Origin of the sequence: Sporosarcina sp. 179-K 3D1 HS (assembly GCF_047228905.1) — a bacterium.
In the GTDB taxonomy this organism is placed as follows: Bacteria; Bacillota; Bacilli; order Bacillales_A; family Planococcaceae; genus Sporosarcina.
This window is the reverse complement of the sequence record NZ_JBFEGI010000003.1, coordinates 236,571-248,719: the sequence shown is the minus strand read 5'-3', so window position 1 is coordinate 248,719 and position 12,149 is coordinate 236,571. Positions and strand designations below refer to the sequence as shown.

The 12,149-nt window shown below is 46.0% G+C and carries 15 protein-coding genes; 9 read left to right on the top strand and 6 right to left on the bottom strand.

The window, feature by feature from the left end; translation table 11 throughout:
- Positions 1 to 18 precede the first annotated feature (18 nt).
- Positions 19 to 1,053, top strand: coding sequence for an ABC transporter substrate binding protein (locus tag AB1K83_RS06370; protein ID WP_413057318.1), 1,035 nt, complete (start codon positions 19 to 21; stop codon positions 1,051 to 1,053).
- Between the two features lie 98 nt (positions 1,054 to 1,151).
- On the opposite strand, the gene vrrA is transcribed toward AB1K83_RS06370, so the two are convergent.
- On the bottom strand, positions 1,152 to 1,604 hold the full coding sequence (vrrA, locus tag AB1K83_RS06365; RefSeq protein ID WP_413057317.1) for a VrrA/YqfQ family protein: 453 nt from the start codon (positions 1,602 to 1,604) through the stop codon (positions 1,152 to 1,154).
- A gap of 111 nt (positions 1,605 to 1,715) precedes the next feature.
- Here vrrA and AB1K83_RS06360 point away from each other — a divergent pair, with 111 nt between their 5' ends.
- Together AB1K83_RS06360 and AB1K83_RS06355 are read left to right on the top strand one after the other, a co-directional pair.
- Complete coding sequence (locus AB1K83_RS06360; RefSeq protein ID WP_413057316.1) at positions 1,716 to 3,020, top strand: DEAD/DEAH box helicase; 1,305 nt, start codon at positions 1,716 to 1,718, stop codon at positions 3,018 to 3,020.
- Positions 3,007 to 3,912 carry a deoxyribonuclease IV gene (locus tag AB1K83_RS06355; RefSeq protein ID WP_413057315.1) on the top strand — a complete coding sequence of 302 codons (906 nt, stop codon included), beginning with the start codon at positions 3,007 to 3,009 and terminating at the stop codon, positions 3,910 to 3,912. Before AB1K83_RS06360 ends, AB1K83_RS06355 begins: the two co-directional genes overlap by 14 nt.
- A 59-nt stretch (positions 3,913 to 3,971) precedes the next feature.
- Here AB1K83_RS06355 and AB1K83_RS06350 read toward each other — a convergent pair whose 3' ends face one another.
- Positions 3,972 to 4,220 (bottom strand): hypothetical protein, encoded by a 249-nt coding sequence (locus AB1K83_RS06350; protein WP_413057314.1) that lies wholly within the window; start codon positions 4,218 to 4,220, stop codon positions 3,972 to 3,974.
- Between the two features lie 104 nt (positions 4,221 to 4,324).
- On the opposite strand from AB1K83_RS06350, the gene AB1K83_RS06345 reads away from it, so the two are divergent.
- Genes AB1K83_RS06345 through AB1K83_RS06335 form a run of 3 tightly spaced genes read left to right on the top strand, consistent with a single transcriptional unit; the run spans position 4,325 to position 6,353 of the window.
- Entirely contained in the window at positions 4,325 to 5,092 is a 768-nt protein-coding gene (locus tag AB1K83_RS06345; protein WP_413057526.1) for a metal ABC transporter ATP-binding protein, read from the top strand.
- Positions 5,092 to 5,946: a metal ABC transporter permease gene (locus AB1K83_RS06340; RefSeq protein ID WP_413057313.1), complete on the top strand. Its 855-nt coding sequence runs from the start codon at positions 5,092 to 5,094 to the stop codon at positions 5,944 to 5,946. The genes AB1K83_RS06345 and AB1K83_RS06340 overlap by 1 nt, the downstream gene beginning before the upstream one ends.
- Complete coding sequence (locus AB1K83_RS06335; RefSeq protein WP_413057312.1) at positions 5,943 to 6,353, top strand: Fur family transcriptional regulator; 411 nt, start codon at positions 5,943 to 5,945, stop codon at positions 6,351 to 6,353. The genes AB1K83_RS06340 and AB1K83_RS06335 overlap by 4 nt, the downstream gene beginning before the upstream one ends.
- 64 nt (positions 6,354 to 6,417) lie before the next feature.
- On the opposite strand, the gene AB1K83_RS06330 is transcribed toward AB1K83_RS06335, so the two are convergent.
- The 4 genes from AB1K83_RS06330 to AB1K83_RS06315 all read right to left on the bottom strand — a co-directional run bounded on the left by AB1K83_RS06330 (position 6,418) and on the right by AB1K83_RS06315 (position 9,105).
- On the bottom strand, positions 6,418 to 7,002 hold the full coding sequence (locus tag AB1K83_RS06330) for a hypothetical protein (RefSeq protein WP_413057311.1): 585 nt from the start codon (positions 7,000 to 7,002) through the stop codon (positions 6,418 to 6,420).
- Positions 6,999 to 8,123, bottom strand: a complete 1,125-nt coding sequence (gene ispG, locus AB1K83_RS06325) for a flavodoxin-dependent (E)-4-hydroxy-3-methylbut-2-enyl-diphosphate synthase (RefSeq protein WP_413057310.1) — start codon at positions 8,121 to 8,123, stop codon at positions 6,999 to 7,001. The genes AB1K83_RS06330 and ispG overlap by 4 nt, the downstream gene beginning before the upstream one ends.
- Before the next feature lie 88 nt (positions 8,124 to 8,211).
- Positions 8,212 to 8,553, bottom strand: coding sequence for a hypothetical protein (locus AB1K83_RS06320; protein ID WP_413057309.1), 342 nt, complete (start codon positions 8,551 to 8,553; stop codon positions 8,212 to 8,214).
- A gap of 54 nt (positions 8,554 to 8,607) precedes the next feature.
- Positions 8,608 to 9,105: a DUF1189 family protein gene (locus tag AB1K83_RS06315; RefSeq protein WP_413057308.1), complete on the bottom strand. Its 498-nt coding sequence runs from the start codon at positions 9,103 to 9,105 to the stop codon at positions 8,608 to 8,610.
- Between the two features lie 200 nt (positions 9,106 to 9,305).
- Between AB1K83_RS06315 and AB1K83_RS06310 the strand changes: the two genes are divergently transcribed.
- From AB1K83_RS06310 to AB1K83_RS06300, 3 genes are all read left to right on the top strand, one after another.
- Entirely contained in the window at positions 9,306 to 10,937 is a 1,632-nt protein-coding gene (locus tag AB1K83_RS06310) for a Na/Pi cotransporter family protein (RefSeq protein WP_413057307.1), read from the top strand.
- A 22-nt stretch (positions 10,938 to 10,959) separates the two neighbouring features.
- Entirely contained in the window at positions 10,960 to 11,442 is a 483-nt protein-coding gene (locus tag AB1K83_RS06305) for a DUF456 domain-containing protein (RefSeq protein ID WP_413057525.1), read from the top strand.
- A 97-nt stretch (positions 11,443 to 11,539) separates the two neighbouring features.
- Positions 11,540 to 12,142 carry a superoxide dismutase gene (locus AB1K83_RS06300; RefSeq protein ID WP_413057306.1) on the top strand — a complete coding sequence of 201 codons (603 nt, stop codon included), beginning with the start codon at positions 11,540 to 11,542 and terminating at the stop codon, positions 12,140 to 12,142.
- Positions 12,143 to 12,149: the final 7 nt, after the last annotated feature.

The following is a 12,149-nucleotide window of genomic DNA, read 5'->3' as shown; positions in this document are numbered from 1 at the left end:
ATCATAGGGGGAATTGAGATGAAAAACAGATTGCTCTTCGTATTGCTCACCATTTTCGGTGCGGTCTTCCTCCTCGCAGCTTGTGGAGGCGGGGATAAGAACGAGACACCAAAAGAACCGGCAGAAAAAGAAGAAGCTGAAACGCCAAGCGCTTCCGGGGGAGAAGCCGAAAACAAAACCTATAAGATCGGATCCACTCAAATTGTCGAACACCCTTCTTTGAATGCGGCATTTGAAGGCTTCCAAAAAGCATTGGAAGATGCAGGGCTGGACGTTGAGTATGACATCCAAAATGCGCAAAATGACCAAAGTGCCAATACGACGATCGCTACAAATTTAGGAAGTTCCGATGTCGATTTGATCTTCGCAAATTCGACACCAAGTGCCCAAGCGGTAGCAGCTGTTACCAAGGAGATCCCTATCCTCTTTACATCGGTGACGGATCCGATTGGAGCAGAATTGATCGATTCGATTGAAAGTCCGGGTGGGAACTTGACAGGTACGATCGACCTTCATCCAGATGTCATCCCAAACACGCTTACTTTCCTGAAAGAGGAATTAAATGCGAAGAACGTGGGGGTTGTCTTTAACTCCGGTGAGCAAAATGCCCGTGCCCAAATCGACAAAGTGAGAGCAGTTGCGAAGGAACTTGATTTGAACATCGTAGAAGCGACAATTGCAACGTCTGCGGATGTGAAGCAGGCGACTGAATCGTTGATCGGAAAAGTCGATTCGCTTTATATCATTAAAGATAATACGGTTGTATCTGCTTTGGAATCCGTCATTTCCGTAGCAATGGAACATAAATTACCGATGATGGTTGGAGAATTGGATTCTGTCAAACGCGGCGGACTGGCTGCTTTCGGATTCAATTATTTCGACATCGGTTATGAAACAGGAGAAATGGCGGTTAAAATCCTGAAAGGGGAAGCGACGCCGGCTGAATTGCCTGCCCAATTCCCGAAAAACTTAAAATTCGTTGTCAATGCGGACAATGCGTCTCAGATCGGTCTTGAAATCAAAGATGAATGGAACGCGGAGTTAAGCGAATAATCAATTGGAAAGGTCCCTGTCTTAGCGCAAAAAAATGCGCGGAGTCGGGGACCTTTCGCTTTGGTTTAGACATGCGCCAGGTTAATTTGCTTTTATGTTCAAAACGGCGGTTGAAAAATACGGGGCACGGAATTGCCAGATGCCGTATTCGAAGCTGTTGAAGCGGCATTAGCCGCCGCTGAGCGGCTAGCTGTATTGGCAGCTGCACCATCTGCGGAAGGCAAGGATTGAAAGCCTTTGTATAATTTCCACATTGCCGGCAAATTTTGAAACATCGGTGCAAATTGTTGAACAAGCGGGGCAAACTGTTGGGCAGTATTCAAGAAGCGGTTCGCCGTTTGCATATAAGCCTCCATCTTGGAGTTGTTCTGCATCCCGCCTCCGACAGGTGGAGCACCAAAATGCCCGCCCATGGGAGAAGGGCCGCCCGGAAATTGCTGTCTTGGCAATTGTGGCCTGCCCATTTGTGGAGGTATCCCGAAGCCCTGCTGTCTCATGTGAAATGGTGCTGCTTGCTGGCGGGCAAACGGATAGAAGGATTGATATCTCATGATAAACCCCTTTCTTATAGTAGAAATTAATTGCGCATAGTATACTATGCGTAAATCGCATACGATGGCACGGAATTCGTGCTACAATAGGTGTACGTTAGGAGGCAAAACATGTCCAAGTTTACAGATTATCAATTTAAACCATTCCTCCGGGATGCGATTGCGAGGCTCGGTTTTGAACAACCGACCCCGATCCAAAAAGAAATGATCCCGTTGATTTTAAAAGGATCGAGCGCCATCGGACAAGCGCATACCGGAACAGGGAAGTCACACAGTTTTCTTATCCCGGTATTGCAACGGACAGACGCCAGTTCGGATGAAGTTCAAGCAGTCATTTCAGCGCCGACCCGGGAGTTGGCTTCGCAATTATTCAATGAACTGCAAAGAATGACGGAAGGGACAGAGGTCCGGGCGTCCTTATTGATCGGCGGGACGGATAAGCAACGATCCATAGGGAAGTTGAAAACGAATCCACATATCATCGTCGGCACTCCGGGTCGAATCCGAGATATGGCCGAAAATGGTGCTTTGGCTGTCCACACCGCTTCCATATTAGTCATAGACGAAGCGGACCTTGCTTTTGATATGGGATTCATTGAAGATATCGACCAATTTGCATCCCGTATGCAGGCCGATCTGGAAATGTACGTCTTCTCGGCAACCATCCCTGAAAAACTGAAACCATTTTTAATGAAATATATGGAATCACCGGTCCATGTGAAAATTGGGGAACGCAAGCCGTTGACGGAAGGGATGCATTATTCCCTGGTTCCCGTCCGCAGTCTCGGAAAGCGGAAGAAACTGCTGGAAGTAATGGAAGCCATTAATCCTTATCTGGCAATCATATTTACAAATACTCGTCAAAATGCCGATGAACTGGCCGACTTCCTTGCTGAACATGGGGTCAAAGCTGGCAGAATCCATGGCGATTTGACGCCTCGTGAACGTACTCGCATGATGAAGCAGGTCCGTGATCTGGAGTTCCAGTATATTGTAGCGACCGATCTGGCAGCCCGCGGCATCGATATCCCGGGCGTCAGCCATGTCATCAATTTCGAATTGCCAGATGATCTGGAGTTCTTCATCCACCGTGTAGGACGGACGGCTCGTGCCGGAAATGAAGGGACAGCGATCACGCTGTATGAACCATCGGAAGATGATAAAATCGTCCGTATTGAAAAACTGGGTATCCCGTTCATCCATGAAGATGTGAAGAACGGAGAGTGGACTGAGGTCAAGGAACGCCACGCCCGAAAAAAGAGAGTGAAGCAAGAGGATGAATTGGACCGGAAAGCGGCCGCTCTTGTGAAGAAACCGGCAAAAGTCAAGCCTGGCTATAAAAAGAAAATGACTCAACAAATGGAGCAAATTAAAAAGAGGGAAAGGAGACTGGCAAGAAAACATGGCAAACGATAAACCGCTACTTCTTGGCTCACATGTCTCGATGAGTGGCAGCAAGATGCTGCTCGGTTCAAGTGAAGAAGCAATGAGCTACGGGGCGAGCACTTTCATGATTTATACGGGAGCACCACAAAACACCAGGAGGAAAGCTATCGAGGACCTTAATATCGAAGCAGGATCCCTTCATATGAAAGAGCACGGACTTTCAGACATAGTTGTACATGCCCCTTATATCATTAATATTGCAAACACGATCAAACCAGAAGTCTTCGCATTGGGCGTAGACTTCCTTCAGAAGGAGATTGAAAGGACGGCCGCTCTCGGTGCAAGGCAAATCGTTCTTCATCCAGGGGCGCATGTCGGAGCTGGCGAAGAGAAGGGTATCCAGAAAATCATCGAAGGGCTGAATGAAGTCCTCTCCCAACCGTACGATGTCAAAATTGCATTGGAAACGATGGCTGGAAAAGGTTCCGAGTGTGGCCGGAACTTCGATGAAATCGCGAAGATTATCGATGGGGTGACGCATAATGAACGGCTGTCCGTCTGTTTTGACACATGCCACGTCCATGATGCAGGATACGATATCGTCCATGACTTTGATGGCGTCCTGCAAGAATTCGATTCAATCATCGGGAAAGATCGCATTTCCGTCATCCATGTCAATGACAGCAAAAATGTCAAAGGTGCAATGAAAGACCGTCATGAAAATATCGGATTTGGCCATATCGGGTTTGAACCGTTAGCATATATCGTCCATCATCCGGAGTTTCAGTCGGTTCCGAAAATCCTGGAAACGCCGTTTATCGGATCCGATCCGAAAAAGAAAACGGCACCTTACAAACAAGAAATTGAAATGTTGAAAGCGAAACAATTCAATCCGGAAGTGCATGGTCTAGTGAACGTATAATGCAAAGCCCCTGGCTTATCGTAAGCCGGGGCTTTTTCTGTTTTACTGGGGAAGGCTCCTTATTTTGTAGCATCCAAGTATTTCTCCAACAACCTTCGTGTTTTTTCCTTTCCGATCACCTTCTCAACTTTTTCGATAAACCGTTCAGGTACTCCTGTGAACATCCAATGGAACGAAATCTCGTCGAGCAGGGGTCGGAGCCCTCTTATTTCTTTGACGGAAAGATCGATTCCATAATAGCGTGCCATTGCCTGGGCTTCCCGATCATCCATCATTTTCAACTCATTAAGCAATTGAAAATAGTCCATTCTTATACCTTCCTTCTTTCTTTAAGGTTGAATCCCTGCTGCACATCGTTTATAATTTGACAAGTGAATCGGAATGATTCCTATTGTGAGGAAGGATAATGAGTATGACGAATTCTATCATTCAATTAGATGATGTCAGTTTCAGCTACGACCATTCCCTCGTTCTCGACAAGATTACCCTGCAGGTGAACGAAGGGGAGTTTTGGGCATTGATCGGTCCGAATGGCTCAGGGAAATCGACATTGATCAATATCATATTAGGTCTATTAAAACCATCCCGTGGTAAACTGGAGCTTTTCGGGGAGAACATCGATACATTTAAAGAGCGGGAGAGAATCGGTTATGTTTCGCAGAAATCCAACTCTTTCAATACCGGATTTCCAGCGACCGTTTTAGAAGTTGTCAGAAGTGGATTAACACGGAAAAAGGGATTGTTGAAACGATTCACCGATGCAGATAGGAAACGGGCATTGGACGCTCTTCAAATGGTTGGGATGGCGTCTTTTGCCGATCAAAGCATCGGGGAGTTATCAGGCGGCCAGCAGCAGCGGGTTTTCATTGCGAGAGCCCTCGTCGGGGAGCCGGATCTTTTGATCATGGATGAGCCGACGGTAGGAATTGACCAGCAGAATGTGGCATCGTTCTATTCTATGCTCAACGAATTGAACCGTGAACATGGAATCGCGATTGTCTTGGTTACCCATGAAATCGATTTGGTGACCGACCTGGCTACACATGTTGCTTGCCTAAACCGGACGGTCCATTTCCATGGCATGCAATCCGATTACAAGAAGATGGATGACGCGGATATTTCCAAATGGTATGGTCATCCAGTCCGGCGTGTCCATTCGCAGACATCGGAGGTGGAGTAATGATATCGGCGATTCTATCCTACGAGTTTTTACAAAATGCGTTCCTATCGGGGTTGATTATTGGTATTATTGCACCGCTTCTTGGTCTCTTCATTGTGGTTCGACGATTGGCGCTGATCGCGGACGCATTGAGCCATGTCGCGTTGGCAGGCATCGCGGGCAGTCTTTATCTGAGCCAGCAGGTGCTCTTTTTTTCGGCATTGAATCCTGTTTATCTTGGAATTGCGACGGCCGTCGGAGGCTCTCTGCTAATCGAAAGATTGAGGGGTTACTATCGTCACTTTGAGGAATTGGCGATACCGATCATCCTTTCGGCGGGCATCGGATTCGGGGCGATTTTCATCTCATTGTCAAAAGGCTTCGGGTCCGACCTGGTCGGTTATTTATTTGGTTCTGTGTCGGCAGTCAGCCGGCAGGATTTGGGTATTATCATCGTCATTGCACTCATAGTTGCCGGATATATTTTCTTCTTTTACAAGGAGCTGTTCTCTGTCTCGTTCGATCCGGAATATGCAAAAGTGTCGGGTATCAATTCCCGGCATATCCAATTATTTTTCATGGTCCTTACGGCGCTTGTCATAGGGGCATCTATGCGAATTGTCGGCATCTTGCTCGTATCTTCCTTGATGACCATACCGGTAGCGTCTGCCATCCGATTGGCGAAAAGTTTCAAGCAAGCGATGTTGTATTCCATTCTATTCGGTGAGACGGCTGTCATCATTGGTCTCGTTTCTGCATTTTATCTCGATATCGCACCTGGAGGGACGATTGTTGTCACTTCAGTGCTCTTATTGTTGATCGTCCTAGCTTGGGGAAAAGTTAAAGGCGGTCGGATGAAGGGGGAAGTAGCATGACGATTGATGAAGCATGGCGTATTTTACAAGAGCATCAATATAAACGAACGAAAAACCGGGAGTCCATTTTACAATTCTTTGCAGATAATAATCGTTATCTGCCGGCATTGGAAGTGAAGAACTTTATGGAAACCGATAATCCCGGCATTAGTTTCGATACGATTTACCGCAATTTAGCAACGTTTACTGAACTCGGGATCTTGGAAGAGACCGAACTGAATGGGGAGCGCCATTTTCGCATGCAATGTGATCATGGCGTCCATCATCATCATTTTATTTGCACGGCATGCGGGCTTACGAGAAACATCCCGCATTGCCCGATGGAACTCATTTCGGTGAACTTACCCAATTATGAAGTGGAAGGGCATAAGTTTGAAATCTACGGAAAATGCCCGCAATGTCAATGAATTTACACAACAATACAAGTAGAAAAGCCCGACATCGCAGTGATGTCGGGCTTTTGCCAATTGGTTAATTCACTTTTTCACCCAGCGGGAAAAGCTGCTGAATTTGATGATGGGCTTCGTTCCAGTCCCGTACACGGATGACGCCATTTGGAATCGGCTTCCGGTTGTAGGGCGTATCGAACAGGATCACCGGGATATCCAGCTCTTCATGAAGATCCACGGCATTATCATGTTTATCTTCAAAAAACGCATGGACATTAAATTTTTTCGCTGTTTCGATTTTATTATGACTGCCGACAAGCTCGATATGGTCATAGGGGATCGCTTCCCGGAGAAACCATTCCAGTGTGGAATCATACACTTCCGTACCCCTCGCAGAAATATAAAACAATTCGAAACGATTTTTCCATTTTTCCAAAACGGTTTTCGCATATTGCTGCGTGGGCGAAGTGCTATAAATTGTCGCCTCGGCTGACTTATACCAGCTATGGAAGGTTTCGCGGTCGACATCGAATGCTTTTGTCAGGTCATATTCCTTAATGTCATCAAGAACGAGATTGCAACCGAATTGTGCATTGATATGGGGGAGCAGTGCGGTTGGACACGTCACCGTCCCGTCGATATCGATCCCAAGTCGGACGTTCCTCATTCTACTGTGCCACCTTGCACAAGCATTTCTTCCTGGCGTTTCTTTTCAAAGTACTCTTCGGCAAGTTTATCAATTTCAACCTTCAATTCCTCGACCATCGTCTCTTCCGGCACTTTTCGGACCGTTTTTCCTTTCATGAAGAGAAGACCTTCGCCACGGGCTCCTGCAATCCCGATATCCGCCTCGCGGGCTTCCCCGGGTCCATTGACCGCACATCCCAGAACAGCTACTTTAATCGGGGCTTTAATATGGGAAATATACTCTTCCACTTCATTGGCAATGGAGATCAGATCAATTTCGATACGCCCGCAAGTAGGGCAGGAGATCAACGTAGCCGCATTGGAAGAAAGTCCGAATACTTTCAATAATTCCCGGGCAACTTTTATTTCTTGTGCAGGATCGGCGCTTAAGGAAACCCGAAGCGTGTTTCCGATACCGGCAGAGAGCAATGCTCCTAAGCCTGCCGCACTTTTAATGGAGCCGGCGAATAATGTACCAGATTCCGTAATGCCCAGGTGCAATGGATAGTCAAAAGCGGCTGCTGCCTTCTGATAGGCTTCAATGGCCAAGTTGACGTCAGATGCCTTCAATGAAACGATGATATCGTGAAAATCAAGGTCTTCCAAGATTTTAATGTGATGAAGTGCGCTTTCCACCATCCCGTCCGCCGTAGGATAACCGTACTTTTCGAGAATTTTTTTCTCAAGCGATCCGGCATTGACTCCAATTCGAATTGGGATCCCTTTTGCCTTGGCTGCGTTGACAACTGCTTCCACCTTGGATTGTCTTCCGATATTCCCAGGGTTGATACGGATCTTGTCCGCTCCTTGTTCAATTGCAATGAGAGCCAATTTATAATCGAAATGGATATCGACGACAAGCGGAATGTTAATCCGTTTTTTTATCTCGCCGATGGAATAGGCAGCACGTTCATCCGGGCATGCGACGCGAACGATTTGACAGCCTGCCTCCTCCAGTCGCAAAATTTCCGCGACAGTCGCTTCCACATCATGTGTTTTGGTAGTGGTCATACTTTGAATGAAAAGTTCGTTACTACCGCCGATCGTCAAATTGCCGACACGGACCGGACGCGTTTTTGATCTGTGAATCATTTCGCTCATGCTTCGTCATACCTTTCTTTAAACGGGCCGTAGCCCCATAACTAACTATATTTTAGAATCAAATCGTTGAAAAAACAAGGAACACCTCTTACACATTCTTTTTCGAGCACGCATTTGGCTCTTCCTGTGTCAAAGGAAGCCGGATTTTTTCGCCGCCTACTATTTTCTGGTTTTGAAGATGTGGATTTAAGGAATAAAAAGAGGAAAGGCGGTCCAAGAACCCCATTTCCGTGTCAGGGTAAAGGGCGAACAGCGATTCAATCGTATCTCCATCCACTGTCGTGATTGGGATAAAACCAAACTCCGCTTCCTCTACGCAGGGCTCTACTTTACCCATAAAGGAAGCGAGAGGGATTGTCCCTTCGGCAAGGTCGATCCGTATAAAGTGGAATGTAACGAATAATACTAGTGCTAAGACAAATATTCTCATAGCATTTCCTCCCTCATGCCACTCTATGCGGGAAAAAAAATAGTATTCTTTTGTTTATATTTTTGGATAATGACGGAGTGCCGCTCCCAAGTAAGCAAGGTGGACCACCGATGTGGTGATTAAGCTGTAGGAATCGGATACGGAAAAGTAATCGAAAAGCATCGTCAGCAATAGAGGGACGGTGCATGCAATAGCAGATGTTCTCCATATAAAACGGAAATCTCCACGACGCTTAAAGAACTTTGCGAGCAAAGTGCCTGCATAGGCAAAAATGCTGATTCGTACAAAAATATAAAGTGTACTTATGACGAGTTGCAAGAACAGCGCAATCGGATAAAGAAGTCCGCCTAGTGATTTTCCGTACTCATCCAAGTCAGGGGAGTTTTCAAATAAGCTATTTCCGGACAAGATATATCGTATAAAAGAAATGAGAGTAAAGGCCATAATGAAAATAAAGACATATTGAAAGGTCTTGCCGATCGGTAGAAGCCGGAAAGCTGCAAGTTTTTTTGGTTCATGGATGGCCGCTTTGAAGATTTGGTGAAGTTTCAAGGTGATTCCCTCCTCTATCTATCATCAGTCTATCACCATACACTGAACTTGGATTTTGTTGAATTTCGACAGATTGATGACTTTTTATAAATGAATTGTTAAGGGAATGTAAAGATTGTGTGCGGTCTATTTACAATACCTAAATCCGTTCCGCATAATTGAAGGGCATTACATAATGGAGTATGGAGGTTGACTGCTCAATGGAATTGAACTGGCAGGAAATGCTGTTCCAGTTTTTAGGCGGACTCGGAATCTTTTTATTTGCTATTAAATACATGGGAGACGGATTGCAGAAAGCGGCCGGAGATCGGTTGCGGGCTATTCTCGACCGTTTTACGACCAATCCATTCATGGGGGTGTTGGTCGGTATCATCGTCACCGTCCTGATCCAATCCAGTTCAGGTACGACTGTAATCACGGTCGGACTCGTCAGCGCAGGGTTCATGAAGCTGCGGCAAGCAATCGGAGTCATCATGGGAGCCAATATTGGGACAACCGTCACGGCCTTCATTATCGGTCTTGATGTCGGGGCCTATGCGTTGCCGATTATGGCGTTCGGTGCATTCCTCATCTTTTTTGTTAAGAAAAGCACAATTAAAAACTTGGGGGAAGTCATTTTCGGCTTTGGCGGACTGTTCCTCGGGTTGGAATTGATGAGTGGGGGCATGAAGCCTTTAAGGTCCCTGGAGGCCTTCTCAGATCTGACAATTTCCATGAGTGACCACCCATTGCTTGGTGTCGTGGTCGGTACGGTCTTTACATTGATCGTCCAAAGTTCCAGTGCAACAGTCGGTATACTACAAGGCCTGTATGCGGAAAACCTTGTGGACTTACATGCGGCATTGCCGATATTATTTGGTGATAATATCGGGACGACGATAACAGCGGTACTGGCTTCTATTGGTGCATCTGTCGCAGCGAAGCGGGCAGCTGCCACCCATGTTCTGTTCAACGTGGTAGGTACGGTCATTTTCATGCTACTGTTAATACCGTTCACTGCCTATGTGGAGTGGATCGCCAATTTATTGTCGTTAGAAAATAAAATGCAGATTGCGTTTGCGCATGGTTCCTTTAACGTAGCAAACACAGTTTTACAATTTCCGTTGATTGGTGCCTGGGCATTTATTGTGACGAAACTGATTCCTGGGGAAGATGTCGTCATCGAATATAAGCCGAAGCACTTGGATCGGCATTTCATCGATCAATCACCATCCGTTGCCATCGGACAAGCAAAAGAGGAAATTATCCGGATGGGTGAATTTGGTGTACAAGGTCTAGAACAGTCCTTCGAATATTTGAAGACTGGAAACAAGAAGCATGCTGAAATCGCCTATCAAATAGAAGATGCCATCAATAACTTGGACCGGAAAATTACGGATTATTTGATCGAGATTTCATCTGTCAGCATTTCCCCTCATGAGTCTAGCCGTCATATGATGCTTATGGATACAGTGCGGGATATCGAGCGGATCGGCGACCATTTCGAAAATATTGTAGAATTGATCGATTTCCGGGATGTAAATCGGGTCAAGCTGACGCCTGATGCAATGGAGGATTTATCGGAAATGTTCACATTGACGATTACAACTGTAGAGAAGGCAGTTGAGTCACTCAATTTGAATGACATTGAGTTGGCGCGAAATGTAGCAGAGCACGAAGATTTAATTGATAAAATGGAACGGAAATTCCGGAAAAATCATATTCTCCGATTAAATGAAGGAGCTTGTTCCGCTCAAGCCGGCATGGTGTTTGTTGATATCGTTTCGAATTTAGAGCGAATCGGTGACCATGCTGTGAATATTGCGGAAGCGATTTTAGGAAATCGGGCATAATTAGGACAGGAGGGGACGGATGGTGGAAATCATTGCGTGGATTGTCGCAGGCATATTGTTTGCGATAGCATTTGCAGGATTGATATATCCAGTTATCCCTTCCGCCCTCTTTATCTTTGGAGGATTTCTCTTCTTTGGTTGGATCGATTCGTTTGAAGGGATGAACACCCTTTTCTGGACGATCCAGTTTTTATTTCTCGTATTGCTCTTTGGGGCGGATACTTTGTCCAATCTTGTCGGGGTGAAAAAGTTCGGTGGATCTAAAGCTGGTATGTGGGGCAGTACAATCGGTCTGTTGATTGGTCCTTTCGCCATTCCTGTTGCTGGCATCCTGATCGGGCCATTTCTAGGGGCGGTCATTGCAGAGCTTGTCGTTTCCCGTTCAGGGTGGAAGCAATCGTTTAAGACCGGTGTAGGCTCACTCGTCGGTTTTCTCACTTCGGTTATGACAAAAGGGGCTATTATGGTACTGATGATTGTCATTTTCCTGCTTTTTATTACATGAAACACATAATAGTCCATTTTATTTGAACGTTTTTTGCAATTTTGATAAGGTTGAATATGTAGCGAACTTATTGAGATTCTTAAGGAGGAATGGACAAATGGCTTATACTTTACCAGAATTGCCATACGCATACGATGCGCTCGAACCCCATATTGACAAAGAAACGATGAACATCCACCACACGAAACACCACAACACGTACATCACAAACTTGAACAATGCACTAGAAGGAAACGAAGAATTGCTTAGCAAATCGATTGAAGAACTTATTTCTGATATGGATGCGATTCCGGAAGAAAAACGTACGGCTGTCCGCAACAACGGTGGCGGTCATGCGAACCACTCATTCTTCTGGCAAATCCTTTCTCCAAATGGCGGAGGACAACCATCCGGCGCTTTAGCGGAAGCAATCGATAAAAAGTTTGGTAGCTTTGACGCTTTCAAAGAGGAATTCGCGAAAGCGGGTGCGACTCGCTTCGGTTCAGGTTGGGCTTGGCTCGTACTGAACAATGGAGAGCTGGAAGTAATGTCAACAGCTAACCAAGACTCACCATTGATGGAAGGGAAAACGCCACTTCTTGGCCTTGACGTGTGGGAGCATGCATACTACCTAAACTATCAAAACCGCCGTCCAGATTACATTTCAGCATTCTGGAACGTAGTCAATTGGGACGAAGTAGCAAAACGTTACGGAAAATAATACGGTC